Genomic DNA, 20,042 nt, shown 5'->3' on the forward strand with positions numbered 1-20,042 from the left:
TGCGTCCGTTTGTTTATTTTACAAGATATTTGTTGTTTTATTGTGCTCTCATTTCCAATGCCGCACCAATGAGCCCAGCAAATAGAGGATGAATGACATCTGGTCTTGACTTAAACTCAGGATGTGCCTGTGTGGCCACAAAAAATGGATGATCCTTTAACTCAATCATTTCTACAATTCTTCCACTTGGTGACTTGCCTGAAACACTCATTCCCGCCTCCTCAAATTTCGCTACATAGTCATTATTGACCTCATAGCGATGTCTATGGCGCTCTGTAATTTCTTTTTTTCCATACAGTGCATAGGCAATGCTTCCCTCACTCAGCACACAAGGATAGGAACCAAGTCTCAATGTTCCTCCTAGATTTTTTACTCCCTCCTGTTCTGGCATCAAGTGAATCACTGGATTCTTGGTCTCTGGATCAAACTCTACACTCGATGCATCGTGAAGCCCAAGGACATGCCTTGCAAATTCTACAATGGAAAGTTGCATTCCAAGACAAAGCCCCAAAAATGGAATCTTCTTTGTCCTTGCATATTGAATAGCCTGAACCATTCCCTCAATGCCACGGGTGCCAAATCCACCTGGTACCAAAATTCCATCGACATCATGCAAATACTCCTCCACTGTGTCTGGATTCACATTTTCTGAATCAATCCAGCGAATATGAACTTTCGTCTTTGCCTGAATGGCCGCGTGATTGAGAGCTTCCACCACGCTCAAATAGGCATCATGCAATTCAACATATTTTCCCACAAGGGCAATGGTCACATCATATTCTGTATTGTGCAGATTATGAACTATCTGTTTCCATCTTGTCAAGTCTGGCTCTGGACAATCAATCTTTAAACATTCACATACTGCCTTGGCAAGATTTTCTTCCTCCATCATCAGTGGCACTTCATAGAGCGAATTGGCATCCAAATTTTGTAATACATGCTCCTTCTTTACATTACAAAATTGTGCAATTTTTTCTCTCATCCCATCCTCAATTGGATAGTCTGAGCGACATACCAAAATATCTGGCCAAATTCCCATACTCTGCAAGCTCTTTACACTCATCTGCGTTGGCTTTGTCTTTAGCTCCCCAGAAGCCTTGATATAAGGAACGAGTGTCACCTCTATAACAATAGCATTGTCCCTTCCCACCTCTGCCTGAAATTGACGAATTGACTCCAAAAATGGCTGACTTTCAATATCCCCAACGGTTCCACCAATTTCAATAATGGAAATCGTCATCTGCTCACTCTCACATTCTTCCCTGTAGATGCGACTCTTAATCTCATTTGTAATATGTGGGATGACCTGCACGGTTGTTCCGCCATAATCTCCATGGCGCTCCTTATTGAGCACTGACCAATAGATTTTTCCTGTTGTTACATTGGAATTTTTATCTAGATTTTCATTGATAAACCGCTCATAATGCCCCAAATCAAGATCTGTCTCTGTACCATCTTCGGTGACAAAAACTTCTCCATGTTGGATTGGATTCATTGTCCCTGGATCCATATTGATATAGGGATCAAATTTTTGCATCGTCACACGGTACCCTCTTGCCTTTAGCAAACGCCCAAGAGAAGCTGCCGTAATTCCCTTTCCAAGCCCTGATACTACTCCACCTGTAACAAACACATACTTTACCATCACTTTTCCTCCCACTAAAATAAATAAGCGTCAGAAGACTTCGTCCCCTAACGCCCTTCTTAATTCTAATGATCCAAAAAAGATTTGTCAATAAAGAAGCAATTCTTCAATTTTAGAAAGAAATGAATCACTTAAGTACTCACTCAACTTTTCATAGGTATCTACATTGAAAATGGCTCGATTTGGTTGATGATATTCTACCCAGGCCATTGCACACCATGTCAAGCCTCTCATACAATTGAGAGGAATATAGGTCATTATTCTCTCCCTCAAACCTGTACAGTCAAATCTTCCATTGACCTCTTCAATATAATGCTCAATATACTCTTCAATTTGTAGAGAGTCAAAAATAATGTCTGTCTTCCAAAAAGAAGTCGTTGGTGCCAAATAATGACCAATATCCTGTGCAGGATCTGCATAGAGTGGCTTTTCCCAATCAATGAGACTATTTTGCCCTTGAGGATTGATTAAAAAGTTCGTATTATTCAACTCTGTATTAATACAACACAAATATGGACTGATCATCTTTACTGCCTTTATTCTCTCTCCCATTGTGTCAAGCATCTTCTCCACTTTGGATTGTATTTTTTTCTCACAAAGACTTGATTTCTTATACTGAATAAACATATTTCTGCACTCCAAAAGCATTGCTTCTGGGCCACTCTTTGGTCGCAAAAGATGGGTATTCTCTGGAACTTTTATTGCATGAATATCCGATAAAATTCTTAATCCTACCTGAACATCTTTCGTGTAATCTAAACTTTTTCCATCCAAAAATTCCATTACTAACACACCATACATTAGTTTTTGTTTGCTTCCATCACAGTAGTACACTTTGGGCGTGTGACCTGAATTTTCCAAAAACTTCAAAGTTTGATACTCATATTCAATCTGATTTTCTAGGTGCATTTGACTTGCTGTATTTAGTCTCAAAATCAAGCGTTTCTGTGTTATTGGATGCACAAAGAGGTAATTGATATTATACTCCCCCTGTGCCAAGAGCTCATACTGTTCTTCTTGATCCTTGGGCAATCCGAGTGCTTGACGATAAACACTCCATTGCACATATTCTTCCAATCCCTTTATCCTTTTCATCATCTTACATCCTTGTATGCTCGGTGAATTTTTTCAATACTCGCACCATCACGATATAATTTTCTCAATCGATTCATCTTCCACATTATTTTTAACTTGCCCATCGTACTCTTTGGGAATCTTCGATCGGAAGTATAAATCCTCTTTCTTGTAATTCCAAGTTTCACTCTTCTTTCCTTTAAATCCAAAGAAAATTGATAATCCTCCATAATCGGCAACTCTTGATATCCACCCATCTCTTCAAATAATTCTCTCCAGATAAAAATACCCTGATCTCCAAACATCACTTTCCTATCCTTAATTCGATGATTTGAAATGACTTGACAAATTTTCATCAATACACTCTTTGTATCAAATGCAATGCCAAAGCAACCGGCAAGATGTGTCTTTGACACTTCCTTAATCTGCTGTAAGAAATCCTCTGGAAGTATACTGTCACAGTGTAAAAAGAACAAAATATCACCTGTGCTATATTTTGCTCCCAAATTCATCTGTGCCGCCCTTCCCTTTTTCGATTGTAAAACTACAAACTCATCGCCTAAAAGCTGCAATGTGTGATCTGTGCTTTGTCCATCTACAAAAATAATCTCCGCTTGATCCTTTATCTTATGCAGTTGCTCCTTTAGTGAAAGAATTGTGCTCTCTTCATTGTAGATGGGAACAATGACAGAAACCTTTAAAAATTTTTGCAGACAACAAAATGTTGCCATCCTTTGCATATCTTTGTCCTTTGCTGCCGCCATTCGATATTGATCGATATCTTTTCTTTCATCAATATCAAATAGCATCTGAACTAAACTCGAAGAAAATCCCTCTCTATGCAGGCGATGTCTTGTCTGTGCCAGAACTTTCCCCTCTCCATAAGCCTGTTTTTCAAAAATAATAGGAATTTTCCTTTTCATCCCCACAAGATAATAGCCACCATCTTCACTTGGTCCAAATACCACATCACTAAAATCTAATTTTTGGTATGCCCTAGCAATCTCTCTTTCTGTGATCATAGGAACATCTGTCCCTATTAATACAATTTTTTGATAGCCCAAATTCAAAATCTTACCGCAAGCACGACTCATTCTCTCCCCTAAATCATTTCCCTCTTGAAGGAAAAAATCCTTTGCTCGAAAAAATATCTCATGTAACAAACCATGGACATCTTCTGGGGTATGAAATACAAAGACATCGGCCTCTACCTTGTCTATCCTCTCTTGAATATCTTTTAACATCGCTGCATGAAGCTTTGCTGCCTGAATTCCTGTTAAATAAGGCATTAATCTTGTCTTTGTCCTTCCCTCTATAGGAACTCTTGTAAATATAATCAATGCATTATTTCTCATTTTTCTTCCTTCCCTGATAAATGTGGCGAAGCATCATAACCGATGCAGAAAGAGCAAATAAAATAAAAAGTCCAGTCACCATAATTTTTGCTCCCCCTGTCAAAAAGCTTCCCACATAGGAATAAACTAAGGTTGCTGGCAACTGCCCAATTCCTGTGGCAACAAAAAATGACCAAAAACTCATCGAAGTTAAACCAGCCGCATAACTAACATAGTCAAAAGAAACAAATGGAAGCAAGCGACAAATTAAAATGGTATTTTTTCCATATTTTTTGAAAAATTCTTCAATTTGGCTCATTCCTGCCTTACTTGTCAACTTTTCTGCTGTATCTCTTCCAAGAATTCGAGCTACATAAAAGCAGATGGCAGCCCCTGCCATTGCTGATGACCATGAAAGAATGGCTCCCCTCCACCATCCAAAGAGATTTGCATTGGCAAAGGTAATTAAAAAAGCAGGTAAGGGTGCTGCCAAGGACTGAAACACCATCAACAAAAAAGAAACCAATGCCGCATAGACGCCATAGTGAGCCACAAAATCTCTCAAAACTCGAAAATCCCCTGTAGCAAAAACACGAAAAACTTCTTTCATTATGCGATTGACTTGTGGCACAAAGAAAAAGGTCAAAACAAAAGCAAACAAAACAATAAGTAAAATGATTTTCTTTTTTTCTTTCATTTTTTCTTCCTCATTTTAAAAAATTTCATTTTTGCCCTATTCATCAAGGATGCTGCGATATCTGCCTGCTCATCCGTGCCCAAAATCTTGGGCAAAATATGGTTTACATCGGAGCCATTTCGATGGAAATTCCCAGCACAGGTGGCACAATAGGTGTAAACTGGTTGATTCTCATTTTGGATTCCAGAGGAAAGTTCCTTGGCCAATTCTCTTTCCTTCATGGCCGCACAGCCACCCAGTCCACAACATTGAATGTCTTCTATCTGTTCTGGCGTTTTAGAAATAAATTGACAAGCCGAAGTCAACAATTCCTTTCTCTCTCTCTGTGGGCATGGTGGGAAAAGTTTCACTTCCTCTTCAATCTTTTCTCCAATTCCAAGCTCAGTTAAGACATCATACACCATTGTAATCTTTGCTTTGAGCTTTCCAGACAAAAAATCATAGCAATTGGGACAAAGCATAATCATTTCCTCAATCCCACATTCCTCAATTTTTTTCTGTATTCTTTGAATAATGGTTTTCTCCTCTGTCACTAACCCAAGTTCTGCTACTGGCTTTCCACAACAATCAAAGGCCACTCCAGCTCCTATCTTTTCATGCAATAGCTCTATCAAATGGCGTGTCGTCTTTGGATAAAATGAAGGAAAATTACATCCTGGAAAAATGACCCTCTTTGCCTCTGCTCCACTATAATTTTTAAAGAGATAGTTCTTCTTTTCCAAAAGCAACCAAGAATACCCTGATACACTTCCATTCTCTTGTCGCACATTCTCTTGTCGCATTTTTAATACTTCCGCTCTACCATCAATTTTCATTGGACAGACTTGAGTACAGCGTCCGCACAAGAAACAGTGATAGGCCAATTCCCTCAATTTCTCTTCATCTCCAATATCTATTCCATATTTTGTCAAAAATTTACAATTTTTTTGACATTTATGGCAATGAATACAACTTTGAATGCTTCCATCTCTATTTTTCAATATACTTCCTCCTCACATAGCGAACACTTGGAAAAAGAGCTAGGGCAATGACCACAGCAATTGCAATGTAGAACCAACGATTTTTTTGACTGGCAACCCCTGCACTGGCAATCGTATACATCGCTGTCCCAGGAAGCATAAAGATAAAAGAATATAAGCTAAAATCAATAAATCCAATATCCGTAATTCCATAAGCAAAATTTTGCAAATTATAGGGAAAAATGGGTAAAAGTCTTGTAATCATCAAAATAAGAATCTTATTTTGTTTTCCTCCTTCAAACAGCCACTTTCGAATATATGTATTCTTCATTGCAAGCGGTCGAATAGAATCCTGCAAAAAATACCGCCCTGCCAAAAATGAAGCCATTGCCCCAAGGCTTACGGCCACAATACAACAAACCGTGCCAAGCCATGGCCCAAAGAGCACACCGGCAATCACTGCAAAACTAATTCCTGGCAAAGCCAAAACCACACAACCTACCACTGTCGCAATGACATAAATCAAGATTGCAAGAGCCAAATTCTGTTTCACCACCACCTGCAAATCTTCCATTAGTTTTCCTGATGTAAAATATTTTGAAAATCCCAAAAAGTGATTTGCAACAAGAAGCAAAAGAATAATCCCAATAAAAATGTATAACTTCTTATTTTTCATTATTTTTTCCCCAACATCAATATCCACAATCTTATGATCTGAAGTAGTAATGCAATAGAAAGCAATAATCCAACTTCAAAAAAATCTCTCTGGGATTGAATAAATCCATAAATAAAATACACAATATAAGCGATGCAAAATATTGCAGTGACAGCAAAGGCGACTATCCTTCTTGCTGTCTTTTTTACTCCCACAAAATATCGACAAGAAAAAATACAGAAAATAATCAGCACAATCGGAACCACATAGCGTAAAACTTCCAGTGGTACAACCTCACTCCACTTTCTTGTCATATAGACCATATGCCTTGCCATTCCCATCTTTCTCTCTGTGAAATAGCGTATAATTCCTGCTCCCACCAAAAACAATACCTCTAAAACTATCGTAATGATCGACAACACTTTTTTCATTTTTATCTCCTATGAGAAAAGACTGATGTCCATCTCAAAGTTAAACATCAGCCTTTTTTCTATTCTATCTACTTTTTCTTTGCCTTATCTGTGGTAAGGTCTTTTACAGTCACTTCTTTCATATTTCCAGACTTTGGATCCCCAAGCTGAACCTTATCATTTGGATCCATCTGCCACTGATACCATCCGCCGTCATACACTGAAATATTCTTGTAGCCATTTTCATAAGCAATGAGGAATGGAACTGCCGCTCTCCAACCTGTTCCACAATAGAATGAAAGGTCATTTTTCATAGATGCACCTGATTCACCAAGATATTTTTCCAATGTGTCGATTTTTACTGTCGTTCCATCTGCATTGGTATAAGAGCCATCATCTGTGTCATGTCCCCAAATTGCACCATCTGGCTCTCCAGCACGGTCGATATAGGAATATCCACTCGTCTTTCCATCGAACTCATCCTTGCTTCGAATAGATACCAACTTAAAGTTTGGATCATCTGCCAACTTCTTCTTTACTGTCTCAATATCCATAACATACTCTGGATGTGCTGGAATCTTTACACCAAAATCCTTTGTTGTTGCCACAGGCTTATTTGAAGTTGTTTCCACATTGTATCCAGCCTTTTCCCAAGCCTTAAATCCTCCATCTAAGCACTTGACATTCTCTACACCGGCCCAAAGAAAAGCAAATGCTGCTCGGTCGTCTGCAGAATCCACACCATCTGCACCATAGAGAATCACTGTCGTATCCTTTGTAATGCCATAACTAGCCAAAAGCTTTCCAATTTCTTCTGGTGTACGAAGATTCCAATCCTTATCTGACTCAAGATCATCTGTGTTGAGATGGTACGCCCCTGGAATATGTCCCTTTGTATAGGCCTTGTCATCACTTTCCTTGCCCCAAGCAACTTCAATAATCTTATAATCGCTAGATTCTGGTTGCTTACCATCAATCACAGATTTAACCCATTCTGCACTCACATATACTTTTTGCTTATCCACTGTCTGGGTACTGCTCGTATTTTCTGCACTTACTGCTGTTGTCTGTGCCTCTGTGCTCTGTTCTGCCGTTGTTTGTACTGTTGTCTGTGCTGTTGTAGTCTCTGATTTTTGTGTTCCCCCACAGGCCGTGAGCAATGCTGCCGCTGCCATACTTACAAATACTACTCTCTTTTTCATTTTCCCCTCCATTATTACATAATATCATGCGGTAGAATTATAACATTTTTAAGCAAATTATACAATCATTTTATTCCAAGCACGATAAATTTCCCTTCGTATTTCATCAGATTTCACAAATTTTGGAAGATTGACTACATTTGTTCCATTCCGAGAAATCCGCAAATATCCTCTCTTTAAATCTTCCTTTGATAAATCCATTTCACAATATTGGTCCTCAAATAATTCAGGATGGACAAGATAGACCGCTGAGTAGACATCCCAATTATATGCACCATCTATTCCATAATAATCCATATTGTAGTCAAACCACCCAATGATACTATTGTAGATAAACTCTGCCTTTCTTGTATTCAACTTTAAAATTTTTTCCCTATATTCTTCTGCCCTAAATAAAATTTTTAGACACTCATTTCCTGTCACCGTAGCCACATTTTTTGCCTTTGTAAGAACAGTATAACTTGCCTCTGGGTCGCAGGAAAAATTCAACTCATCCATCACTTTTTTCTGAAAAACTAGTGGTTCGGTAATCCCTCCCATTAAAACAACTTCTTTGACATGGTCAAAAAACTCTGGATCAATCTTCCAAGCCGCCCAAAGATTCGTTAAAGATCCCGTCGCAAGAATGGACAATTCTTTTGTATACTTTCTTGCCATTTCTGCCAAAAAATGCCCTGCCTCATGCTCTACTTCTCCCGCCTTTTCACCTCCTTTTTTAATTGGAATATGACCAAGTTCCAATTCCTTTGCCATACGAATTGTATTGTGATACACAATATCTGTCTTTGAATTTCCATAAGTCGAAGTTATGCCCAAAAGCTCAACCTCTCCACAACCAAGTAAATACAATAATGCTAATCCATCATCCACATCACAATTTTGAATCCCAAAAGTATTGTCACAATCATATACAACTTTCTTCATTTTTTTCTTCCTCCTTAAGCAAGATAAGCTTTTCAAGGCGAATACCCAATGATACAATATCTCCGACTTTTAAATTTTCTGCTTCTTCAAGGCTAACAAAATCACCAATTAACTCTTTTTCATTCCAGTTAAACAAAATTTCGATTCGATCACCCAAAAAATGTTTCTCTATTACCTTAGCCTGAAAACCTTCATCTACACTTTCTTTTAATAGACAAAGATCTTGTGAACGAATAATTACATTGTATTTCCCATCTGCTTTCTTCACCGAAAAACAAAGACCTTGAATTCTTAAGAGCCCATCCTGTACTTTTCCCTGCATTACATTGCATTTTCCAAAATACTTCGCACAAAGCAAATGATTTGGCTGATAATAAATATTTTCAACACTATCCATTTGGATTACTTGTCCATCATCCATAAAGGCAATTCGGTCAGATAAAAGCATTGCCTCCCTCTTGTCATGAGTTACAAGAATCGTTGTCAAATTCTGTTCCTTATGAATTTTTTTCATAAGCTGACACATTTGTAACTTCAATGCCTCATCCAAGCCCGAAAATGGTTCATCCAACAACAAAACCTTTGGCTTTGCAGCCAAGGCTCTGGCAATTGCTACTCTCTGTTGCTGACCACCAGACATCTGATGAACTTTTCTCTTTTCAAATCCCTCCAGCTCCACAGCTTTCAATAATCTTTTTACTTCCCTTTTCTGTTCTTTTTTGTCCAATTTTTGCAAATCCATCGGAAATGAAATATTTTTTTCTACATTCATATGGGGAAAAAGTCGAATATCTTGAAAAACAATTACCGTTCCTCTATTTTGTACCTCTACATCATTCATCAATTTTTCACCTAGAAAAAGTTTTCCATCATCACTTTGTATTAAACCTGCAATGCATTTTAACAATGTTGTCTTTCCACAACCAGAAGCCCCCAATATAGAGACAAACTCTCCATTTTCAATATTCATATGAATATCTTTTAGTATTTTCTTCTCTCCAATATTCACAAAAATATGCTCCATTCTAAGCCTCATAGTATGCCCCTCCATTCTTTCTATTGAGAACTTGTGCCAATTTTGTAAAAATAAAGAAAACAAAATCATTAAGAAGCAAAAAAAGTACACTGTAGACACTGGCTATATTTCGATTTCCACTCTGCAAATAGGGCATCATAACAATAGTAAAAGTCTTCACTCTGCCACCACCAATTAAAAGTGTAATAAAATATTGACTAAATGAAACAATATAGGCCATACTCCATGCTGGTAAAAGTACTGGAATAAGTAATGGCAGGGTAACTACAAAAAATGCTCGATAAGAGCCTGCCCCCAAAACTCTTGCCTGCTCCTCTAACCTCGTTCCCAATGCTCTCATTCCACTCATTATAATTTGTATACAATAAGGTAAAGACAATAACACATGGCACAATATCACACCCAAAATGGTGTTGTTTAGCCCCATTTGAATAAAATAAAACTGTATTCCCATTCCAAATACTGTAGCTGGTACCATAAACGGCAAAATAGTCAAAAAAAAGAAAAACTGCCGTCCCCTAAATTGATAGACGAGCAACGCCCGTGCTGTCATCATTCCAATCACGCATGAAATCATAGCAACTGCTGTCGATATTCCAATCGAAGAGACAAACAACTCCACTGTCTCCCTTCTTCTTCGAAATATTTCTCCTACTCCCCTCAGCGAATAGTGTGTTGGAAAAAATTGCGGCCACGGCAATCGCTCCATAAACATCCATTGTACAATATTCATTAGTGGCAAGAGTACGATGGCACACAAACAAAGGCAAACTAGATATTGCACCCATTTCTTTTTTCTTTTCATCCTATTTTTCATCTTCTTCCATTGACTTTTTCATCAAATAAAAATATCCAACTGTGCAAACGATAGACAAAAATAAAATTAGTCCATTGATTGCCATTGCATACGGTCGGTGTTGTAAATCTGGAGTTGTAAATTCCTGATAAGCCAAAACAGGCAATGCCCTTGGCCAAGTTGCTCCCAATAAAAATGGCAATTCGTAACCACCAAAGGCAAAGACAAAGATAATCATCCATGCACTCAAAATACTTTCCTTGCACAATGGCAGTGTTACCCTCCACATTGTTTGTATCCCGATTGCTCCCAAGTTTCTTGCCACTTCTCCCAATTTTCCATTAATATTTTTCATCAAAGAAAGTACAAAAAATACAATAAATGGTGCCTCTTTCCATACATAGGCCAAAACAATCCCTATTCCCTGACGATCATGAATCAACATTGGAAACTGATTCTGGTTTTGAATCATCCCCAAGTGAAAAAATAACCTTGCGAGCTGACCATTGTTTGAAAAAAGATTGATTACAAATACAGCCGTCACTACATGGGGCGTAATTACGGGGAGTTTTAAAATTCTCTCTGTAATCGACATTTCATCTTTATTGTCCCTCTCTCTATACACCAAAAAAAGACAAATGATACTTCCCAAAATAACTGCAAAAATCGAAGATACCATCGCAATTTTTAGTGAATACACGATGGATGCTACCAAATCCTTGTGAGTCAAAATTTCTATATAATAGCGTACTGTAGGTTTCGTCAATCCGAAAACTGGAACCACTCCAAAACTCTGAGCGATTCCAGTACACAGTCCCATTAAAAATAGAGACATCAACAATATAAATGGCAGCAGTAAATAATACGGTGCCCATTTTTTCATTATTTTCCCACAACTTCCTCATTCCAGATTTCTTCGATAATAGGAACAAACTCTGCTGGAATTTCAGGAATAAATTTTGAAGCTAGCTCCTGTTGAGGAATTGTTCCCTTCCCCAAATCTACTTGGTCAAACGCCGCCTTTTGTTCTGATGACAACTTAGCATTATCTAATACTGGAATCGTCTTTAACTTCGCATAGCGATTTGCCTGCACCTCAGGATCCAACATCTCATTGATGGCTACCATTGCTCCCTCTTTATTTTTTGAGTTCTTCGCAATTGCAATATAATTGGTATTTCCCAAAGTTCCCTTGTCAAATTGGAAAGATTGAACTGTTGCTGGGAACTTTCCACTCTCAATATTGGCTGCCACTGAATATGCCCCATAGGTCATATTGATTAAAACCTCACCATCGGCAAACATGTTCTCTAATTCTGTAGAAGATGCTGGGAATGTCTTTCCCTGATTCCACAAATAAGGATTCAATGACTTTAAGTAGTCAATTACTGGTGTAATTTCTTTTTTTACATCTTCTTTCGTCGGTTTTAATCCCTTAAAAATATCATTTCCCACTGTAATGGCAATAACATTTCGCACAAAGGCACTTCCTGTAAAATCTGGAAGTGCAGGATAGGTAAACTTACCTGGATGTGCTTTCACAAACTCCTCAAGCTTATCTAAATCCGTCGGAAACTCCGATGCTGGAACTGTCGCTGTATCTGCCTCAAAAACAAATTGAGCCTTTCCATAAGGTGCCTCATACCCATCTACTGGGTAGGCAAAATCATACTTAATGTTGTCAGCATTGGCATCTACATAGCGATTAAAATTTGGTAACTTATCTGTAAATGGCCCATAGAGCATTTGATTGTCCTTCGCTGTCTTAAAGTTCTCTCCATTGATCCAAATCATATCAATGTCGCCTTCTTTTTCTCCAGCCTGAATCTCTCCTGACAATTGACTCAAAATTTGGTCAATATCCATTGGAACTCTCTTTAAGGTCACATTATACTTTTCCTTCATTCTTGGTGCAAAGTAGTCATCTAACCATGCATTGAGCTTGTCATCTCCACCCCAACCATAGAAATTAACCGTCGTCCCCGCCACCGACTTTGTGTCTAATTCGGTATTTGCCGCACTGGGATTCTCTGCTGTAGTACTTGCCACTGTTGTGCTTGTTGCCACTGTAGTCTCACTTGGGTTATTGGGGTTATTTGTGGTCTTTGATGTATTGGAACATCCAGAAAGCAATAGGCCAAAGCTAAGTGCTGCTGCCAGAAAAATTCTTTTTTTCATACTATCCCTCCATATCTCCATTTATTTATCATAGAATTTGACTAGTAATCTCATTATAGTATAATTCTTCTGATTTGACCATGATAAAGGAGCAAGATATTCAAACACATATCTATTATCTTCTCAACATATATTCTGTAGCCCTTTTCGCTACTTTTTTCTTATATGGCTTTAAATCATTCAACAACAACTTTACTGCCAAAAAATACCGAATAGCTCTCCTATAATTACCTATTTGCAATTGATAATTCACTATTTTTCTCAATACCAAAATCTCTTTCATCCTTTTTTCTGCACAAATACTAGATTCATTCATTAGCTTGAAAAATGGCAAGAACTCTTGTATTTCTCTGAGTTCCCTGTCAAAATTATCAATCGCAACCAATAACTCCTTCCTATCTACCATCATGTAACAGACTCTCCAAAATTTCCCTATCCTTTGCTGACATCGATGTTACCTGGTCACAAATTCTATTCATTGCTTCTCTAAAACCTTGGATCTGACTTGAAAAATTTTTAATTTCCTCCTGTAATTCCTCCATAGAATCACTAAGTTTTCCCTGCAAATCCCTTTCTTGCTTTTGAACACTTTTTTTGAAATCATTAGCCATCTCTAATACAGATTCCTTTGATTCTTCAACCATATCCGAAAAGAAATCTTTCGATTCTTCAACCATATCCGAAAGAGAATCTTTTGATTCTTCAACCATAACTGAAAGAGAATTTTTTGATTCTTCAACCATACCTGAAAGGGAATCTTTCGATTCTTCAACCATAACTGAAAGAGAATTTTTCGATTCTTCACAAATTTTCGATACATTCTCTTCTAAAGAATTGATAGACTCTGTTATGTCTGTATAACTTTTTTCCAATATATCTCTTGTCTTTTCAAGGCTCTGTGTAACTGTATCTCTGAAGTCGATATAAAACTTATGATTACTCTCTTCTTGATTCAATTCAGTCGTTACAATATCTTTTAGCTTATCATTCAGTCTTTTCAACTCCTCCTGCATTTGTCTGTAGCAATCCAGCGATTCTTTCCCATACGCCTCAACCGTTCCTTGAAAAGCATTCATATCATCCATCTGTTTCTGACTGTTTTCAATCATCTTCTCTATCTTCTGCAAAATCGTATTTTGCCACATTTGAATACATTCAACTAATTCCTGATTTCTGCCCAAATGTTCCTTTTTCACTTCTTCTCTCTCATCATCAAAAAGCTTCCATGAATAAAATCCAATAAATCCACTGATAATAATTACACAAATCGATGCTACATTCGCATACGCTCCACAAAAAGAACCTATTGCTTGGTTTCCCACGAATAGAGATATGCTTAGTATTCCCAAAATCTTTTTGTTCATTTTATTTTCCCAACAACTCCTTCAACTTTTCTATCCTATTTTCCATTCTCTCTACAATTTTTTGTTTCAATTCATCTTTAAAAAATTGCCGTGTACAATTTTTCATACGAACAATATTCTCTCTATGCTGATTATAAAAAACCTCATATTTTTGTTCACTTCTTTGAAAACAAAGCTCTTCCACATTTGTATATATAAAGTTTGCAAAGTCCCCTTGAATTTCCACAAAAAACTCTTTTAGATCTCTCTCCAAATCCCACATATTGATTTCCTTCATAAAATATTTATAAATTCCCTCAACAAACATTGGGATTTTAGAATGCCCACGATCAACTATTCTCTTACTAATTTCACCTACAAATATTTTTCGAATATCTCCCCCTCTTTTTATTCCATCTCTCATCACCTTTTCCATATATATATCATCAAAAAAATCCTCATAAACTAAATCATATTCAAAATCAAAGTCTTCATGGATATACTGTAGGACATAATCTAATTTTTTCCTCAATAGTGCATAAATATCATATGAATCATCAAGGGTTTGAAATAAGAGTTCCTTTATCTTTGATAAACTAGATATCTTAACAGAATGCCCCTCCTGAGTATAAAGTTTTTTCGCCTCATTCATAGCATCCTCTATCGTAGAAACATCTGATTTTAAGCCCTTTTGTTCACCTTCAATTAAAATGATTTCATATTCTCGAGTGTGAGGATGATCAGAAATTTTTCTCACATCCTCTACAGTATCTTTTGTTCTATATGGAAATTCATCAAAAATCAATATCTTATCATACCCCTCATACTCTACATTTTGTAGAACCGTTCCCTGTATGATTACCTCTGTGTTCAGTGGTATTTCACTAGATATCAACACTCCATTATATCCATCTTGATCACACGCAACATGAACATCTTCTATTGTGTTGATCGTAGTTACATTAACTAATTCATTATAGGCTGCATCACCGATTAACATTTTTAAATATTGAAATCTTGATTGATCTCCAATAATATAGAATCTCACGACAATACCTCTAAATACTCATCACACTTTTGCAGTTGCCTCTCCAGCTCCTCTTTTCCATGATTTCTTCGCTCTTTCAATTGTTCTAATTTTGCTTTTTTCTCATCTATTGCTCGTTTAATTTGAGCATTTTCTCGTGCCACATAAAAGTTGATACTTCCATCAACTTTTCCAATTCTCTCCTGTAACATTTTCTTTGAGCTTTCTTCCATTGTTGATTCATAATGCTCAACATATTTCTCAACAATTGCCTGTTTCTCCCTAGCATTTACCTTTTGCTGCAACTCTCTCTCAAACTTTTCCATATCTCTGCCTATTTGCTCATATGCTATACGCTGTTGTTTTTCCCTCTCCAAAGATTCTTCCTTCTTTGTCAAAAGGCTACCAAATTTTTTCTTTTTTTGAATTCCCTCCTCTATAATTCTTTTTTTCTCATGCTCAAGAGCTTCTCTTTTTCTTCTTCTCTCTTCCTCCACCGAATAATCAATCTCTATCTTTGGTGGTCTATCAAACTTCTCACCAATTTTCTTTGTCCAATAAGCAATCGACATCATATCAAAAAGATTAGGATTTTCTTCAATAGCCTTTTCCTTCAAGTCTTCGAACTTCTCTTTCATTTTTCCAGCTTTATCCCTTACAAAAGCATCTACAGCCATTGTTTTTTCCCTATCAATTAGTCTTTCTTGCTTCTTTCGACTAGTAAACATTCCCTGCAGTTTTCCAAGCACATAACCTGTATCTCTAACATTATCTGTCAGATTGGCCAATATCTTACCTTCTTTCACAACACTTGAACTGCTTTTTAACCCAGTAATAATTTTCTTACCCACACTTGTCTGATTAAATAAAGTTGCTCCTCCCTTCAATATTGCATCCCCTGGTAATACCAAAAATGCTAAATCTGCTGCCTGACCAATCCGCTTGAAAATTTCTGAAGGTTGAATTTTCTGTGGCTCACTATAAATTAAAGCAGGCTCTGTAGGAATCTCTGCAAGGCTCTCTTCTATTTTCTTTATAGCCTCTTGACCTTGATATTCTACCTCCTCTATAGACATCTTCATCTCTCTTGCTTGTATTTCTAAAGCACCTCTCTCTTTCTCAATCTCTTCAAGTTGAGCTTTGCTCTGCATACATCTTTCTCTATATAGAGACAACATTCTATCTCCCTCATGCTCCACAATGGCAATCTCTGCCTTTGGTAATTCCAAAGAAAGTTCACTAAAAAGAGAATCCATATCCTGATTTTCCTCTTCTAGAATTTCATTAAAGTACCTGTTCATTAATAAATAAATTTCTTGGACTGCTTCTCTTACCTGCTTCTTATAAATTTGCTCGGCCTCGTCCTTCAAATTTGGTGTCCACACAAGCCCATTCAACTTCTTCTTTAATTTTTCTGTACTTCTTTCTAGAAATTCATCAATATCTCTTTCTATCTTTCTCTTTGACCGAGATACCTCTGATTTTATTCGTTTTTCCGCAAGTTCCTCTCTCTCCTTAAGATCTTCTAATTGATCATCATACTTTCTTATTTCATCTTCAAAAGTACTACTCTTTCCCTCTAACTCATCAAATATCAGCTTTCTTTGCTTTTTAAGCTCCTCTTTGTAGCCTTGAACATAGGCATTGACTCTCTGCTGCATTGCCAGTTGAATTCTTTCTTTTAAATTCACAGAAATTTCTTTCAACTCATTCTGGATACTCACAATGTTCAAAAACCAATGACTATCTTTTTCGTTAGAGACAGGTATCATTCTCACTTGTTGTGTCACCATTTTACTTAAACTTTCTCGATCTTTCTCGATCGATAAATTTTCGTCTTCCTCATCTCTATTTAAACAATCACACTTCGTTCTAACAAAGAGAATATCAATCTTGCAATTATCAATTTGACTTATAAAGTCTCTGTCCACCTTTGTAGGTGATGTTCCCAAGACATAAACAATCATACCCGATTGACTAATCGCATCAATGGCTAACTCTTGATGCCTCTGTATAATTGTATTGACTCCTGGTGTGTCAACTAAAACAATTCCTTGTTCTAATATCTCTTCTTCTAAAAATACTTCAATGTAATCAATCTCTTCAATCTCGATATTTTCAAGTGTATTCTGATATATCTCCTTTAACTTCGACAATTCTACATCTATTTTCTCGCCACTAATAAAATGAACCACACATTCTTCAAATTTTCCATAGCGAATATAAGTCAATGCCGCTGTGGTCTCTCTACTTTGCACTGGAAGAATATCTCTTGAGAGAATATTATTGATTAATTTTGACTTTCCTGCAGAATAATGTCCCCAAAAAGTGATAAAATGCTCTCCATCTTTTGCTAACTTCTGCAATCTCTCCATCTCAAGCACATCACCGTTTTTTCCAATCCATTTGGCAATTTCTATCCCTTGCTTTATATCCATATTACAAACTTACCTCCTCAAGGACATCTACACTTTCCATTTCCAATTCATTCCCTAGGTCCACAGCTTCATTGTATATTGCAGATAAACGATTTTCCTTTTCTGCAAGCAACTGTAGCTTTTCTCTCAGGCCATTTTCTGCATTCTTTTGCACCTCCAACAGCCCCTCCATCTTATCCTTTTCCTTTAAAATTGCCCTTCGAACTTCCTCTTCAATATTTGCAACAACCAATTCCGTAATCACTTTCTCTAATTCTTTCCTGCGTTTCGATACTTCATCCTTTAACTCACCCCCTTGCTTCTCACACCACTCGGTCACTTCTCCCTTTAAGCTTTTGAGATTTTTTTTCTCAATTTCTTCAATACGTTTAATGTCACTTTTTCTCTCTTCCTTATCCTCTTCTTCCTTTCTTACAACTTTTTCGTCCGCTTTCCTCTTCTCATACTCAATCTCATCAGAACTTCTACAACTTTGCGAATATTGATTTATCTCTTTTTCTTTCGCCTCCTTTGACTTCATTCTCTCTTCAAAATCTTTGTCACGCCTTGCTTCTTCCTCTTTGCGTTCAGAGTCATCCACTTTTCGCACTCGAACTGTTTTTGTCTTTTTACCCACCAAAAAATTTCCTACACCTCCTAAGAAACCGCCTCTAGCCACCTCTCTTTCCTCATCTTCATAATAATATTGGATTTCTGGCAAAGGATGGTTTTTGATCTCATCTATCTTCTCTTCATCCTTCTCAATCTCTTTCTCTAATTTTGCTATCTTTTTTTCTATATTTTTCGCTGTAGTGTAATCCTTTTCTAAGCTTTCTTGCTGTCTCCTTAACTCCTCCAATTCTCTCCTTCTCTCTTCCTTACGCCTATCCATCCCATCAAGCCCAACCTTCTGTAAATGTTCGCCAAACACTCTCCTATCACGCTGATCTCTTCTCATCTTGACACTTGAGTTTTCTAAGTTTGCTTCATTCAAAGCATCCTCTATTTCCTCATCAACCACATCTTGGAGTTTTTCAAAAAAACTTTCATAACATCTCTTTTCAGCTCTTCCTATCTTTTTGAAGAATTCCTTCTCCAAACTACTATTTGCATATGCTTTAAGCTCTGTTGTATCCTCATAATGTTTCAGATTTTCTATAATCTCGTTTACTATATTTTCTATCTCCTCTTCTAATCCACTCGTAAGCTCCTTATTAATTTTCCCTACTGCTCTTTGCACCTCTCTTTGATGAGATTTTCCCCTACTTTCCTCCTCATCAATTTTTTGTTGCAACTCTTCAATCTGTTTTTTTATCTCTTCAGTGTCTGTTCTTCCCTCTAATACTGCTCTTTCTTGATCATAAGTATCCTTAATTTCCTCGGCCAATCCTCGAATTCTATCTATTGGCACCATAAAAATATCTCTTGTCTTTTGCCCACAAGTAAGAAATTGCATCAACCTACTCTCAAAATCCTGTATCCTTGACTTTCCCTCAAGTTGCAAAAGCTTATCTCTAGCTATTCCCTGTTCTCTTGGATCTCTAGCATTCAATGCATCCCTAGCAGAAAGTGGCCATACTTCTGGCAATGACTCCGTATCTGGAAATTCTTTTTTAAAGCTATCTCGAAGATTTTCCATAACCATTTCTACTGTCTCACCTTCCTCCGGCTTGATCACATCGATTTTATTTAACACAAAGAAAATGGTCTTCACCTTCATCTTCTCTCTGAGTTCCTTAATAAACTCAAATTCTGATCTCGATCCTGGATGTTCATTGGTAAACAAAAAGATACAAGCATGTGACTTTTTAATCTGCTCTTCTGTAATCTCTCTATGCCCCTCTTTAATTCCATTCAATCCCGGACTATCGACAATGGACACACCATCCTTTAAAAAATCAGAGTCTAAATAGAGATCTAATTTCCTAATGTTTTCAGCTACATTCTCTCCTTTCGTGCTGACATATTGATCTATAATATCCTTGTCTACCTTTTCAAGAATCTTTTCTCGTCCATCATTATAGTAGACTCTTCCCTCTTCTCCCTCACTGGCAACCGACTTGTGACGCAAAAAATTAACCGTTGCTGTTGTTTCACTTGTAAAGGATGTCAAAATTCTTCGTCCCATCAATGCATTCAATAAAGTCGACTTTCCTGCACTAAACTCCCCAACAACAATAATTGTGTATTCCTCTTTTTCAAAGCTTTCTTTTAGTTTCTCTACAACCTTTACAGCTTCTTTATGATCATCTAACCGAAATGTCTCTATTGTCTGATCGAGAAGTCTCTCAATGCGTTCTTTCTTCTCAATAAATTGCTCCCTACTCTCTTTTGCACTCTTCATC

18 protein-coding genes are annotated in these 20,042 nt (G+C 37.1%); all 18 read right to left on the bottom strand.

Going from position 1 to position 20,042, the window contains the following annotated elements; genetic code table 11:
- Positions 1–37: 37 nt before the first annotated feature.
- The gene (locus tag J5A74_09390) at positions 38–1,645 is read right to left on the bottom strand and encodes a CTP synthase (GenBank protein QUI95579.1); all 1,608 of its coding nucleotides are present in this window, start codon (positions 1,643–1,645) and stop codon (positions 38–40) included.
- A gap of 87 nt (positions 1,646–1,732) precedes the next feature.
- Positions 1,733–2,740, bottom strand: coding sequence for an aminoglycoside phosphotransferase family protein (locus tag J5A74_09395; protein ID QUI96880.1), 1,008 nt, complete (start codon positions 2,738–2,740; stop codon positions 1,733–1,735).
- Positions 2,740–4,074: a TIGR04283 family arsenosugar biosynthesis glycosyltransferase gene (locus J5A74_09400; protein ID QUI95580.1), complete on the bottom strand. Its 1,335-nt coding sequence runs from the start codon at positions 4,072–4,074 to the stop codon at positions 2,740–2,742. The genes J5A74_09395 and J5A74_09400 overlap by 1 nt, the downstream gene beginning before the upstream one ends.
- Complete coding sequence (locus J5A74_09405; GenBank protein ID QUI95581.1) at positions 4,064–4,750, bottom strand: TVP38/TMEM64 family protein; 687 nt, start codon at positions 4,748–4,750, stop codon at positions 4,064–4,066. The genes J5A74_09400 and J5A74_09405 overlap by 11 nt, the downstream gene beginning before the upstream one ends.
- Positions 4,747–5,730 carry a (Fe-S)-binding protein gene (locus J5A74_09410; GenBank protein ID QUI95582.1) on the bottom strand — a complete coding sequence of 328 codons (984 nt, stop codon included), beginning with the start codon at positions 5,728–5,730 and terminating at the stop codon, positions 4,747–4,749. The genes J5A74_09405 and J5A74_09410 overlap by 4 nt, the downstream gene beginning before the upstream one ends.
- Positions 5,720–6,385, bottom strand: coding sequence for a TVP38/TMEM64 family protein (locus tag J5A74_09415; protein ID QUI95583.1), 666 nt, complete (start codon positions 6,383–6,385; stop codon positions 5,720–5,722). Before J5A74_09415 ends, J5A74_09410 begins: the two co-directional genes overlap by 11 nt.
- Complete coding sequence (locus J5A74_09420) at positions 6,385–6,795, bottom strand: hypothetical protein (protein ID QUI95584.1); 411 nt, start codon at positions 6,793–6,795, stop codon at positions 6,385–6,387. Before J5A74_09420 ends, J5A74_09415 begins: the two co-directional genes overlap by 1 nt.
- Before the next feature lie 68 nt (positions 6,796–6,863).
- Entirely contained in the window at positions 6,864–7,976 is a 1,113-nt protein-coding gene (locus J5A74_09425; protein QUI95585.1) for a sulfurtransferase, read from the bottom strand.
- 57 nt (positions 7,977–8,033) lie between these two features.
- Complete coding sequence (locus J5A74_09430) at positions 8,034–8,900, bottom strand: nucleoside hydrolase (GenBank protein QUI95586.1); 867 nt, start codon at positions 8,898–8,900, stop codon at positions 8,034–8,036.
- Positions 8,881–9,936: an ABC transporter ATP-binding protein gene (locus J5A74_09435; protein ID QUI95587.1), complete on the bottom strand. Its 1,056-nt coding sequence runs from the start codon at positions 9,934–9,936 to the stop codon at positions 8,881–8,883. Before J5A74_09435 ends, J5A74_09430 begins: the two co-directional genes overlap by 20 nt.
- The gene (locus J5A74_09440; protein QUI95588.1) at positions 9,926–10,741 is read right to left on the bottom strand and encodes an ABC transporter permease subunit; all 816 of its coding nucleotides are present in this window, start codon (positions 10,739–10,741) and stop codon (positions 9,926–9,928) included. The genes J5A74_09435 and J5A74_09440 overlap by 11 nt, the downstream gene beginning before the upstream one ends.
- Before the next feature lies 1 nt (position 10,742).
- Complete coding sequence (locus tag J5A74_09445; GenBank protein QUI96881.1) at positions 10,743–11,618, bottom strand: ABC transporter permease subunit; 876 nt, start codon at positions 11,616–11,618, stop codon at positions 10,743–10,745.
- Positions 11,615–12,910, bottom strand: a complete 1,296-nt coding sequence (locus J5A74_09450; GenBank protein ID QUI95589.1) for an ABC transporter substrate-binding protein — start codon at positions 12,908–12,910, stop codon at positions 11,615–11,617. Before J5A74_09450 ends, J5A74_09445 begins: the two co-directional genes overlap by 4 nt.
- A gap of 115 nt (positions 12,911–13,025) precedes the next feature.
- The gene (locus J5A74_09455; protein QUI95590.1) at positions 13,026–13,319 is read right to left on the bottom strand and encodes a hypothetical protein; all 294 of its coding nucleotides are present in this window, start codon (positions 13,317–13,319) and stop codon (positions 13,026–13,028) included.
- Positions 13,306–14,274 (bottom strand): apolipoprotein A1/A4/E family protein, encoded by a 969-nt coding sequence (locus J5A74_09460; GenBank protein QUI95591.1) that lies wholly within the window; start codon positions 14,272–14,274, stop codon positions 13,306–13,308. The genes J5A74_09455 and J5A74_09460 overlap by 14 nt, the downstream gene beginning before the upstream one ends.
- A 1-nt stretch (position 14,275) precedes the next feature.
- A complete protein-coding gene (locus J5A74_09465; protein QUI95592.1) occupies positions 14,276–15,301 on the bottom strand; it encodes a hypothetical protein in 1,026 nt (341 codons plus the stop codon).
- Positions 15,298–17,718: a dynamin family protein gene (locus J5A74_09470; GenBank protein QUI95593.1), complete on the bottom strand. Its 2,421-nt coding sequence runs from the start codon at positions 17,716–17,718 to the stop codon at positions 15,298–15,300. The genes J5A74_09465 and J5A74_09470 overlap by 4 nt, the downstream gene beginning before the upstream one ends.
- Position 17,719: 1 nt before the next feature.
- A complete protein-coding gene (locus J5A74_09475; GenBank protein ID QUI95594.1) occupies positions 17,720–20,041 on the bottom strand; it encodes a dynamin family protein in 2,322 nt (773 codons plus the stop codon).
- Between the last annotated feature and the right edge of the window lies 1 nt (position 20,042).

It is taken from the genome of Lachnospiraceae bacterium oral taxon 096, from assembly GCA_018141845.1.
Classification (GTDB): Bacteria; Bacillota; Clostridia; order Lachnospirales; family Lachnospiraceae; genus F0428.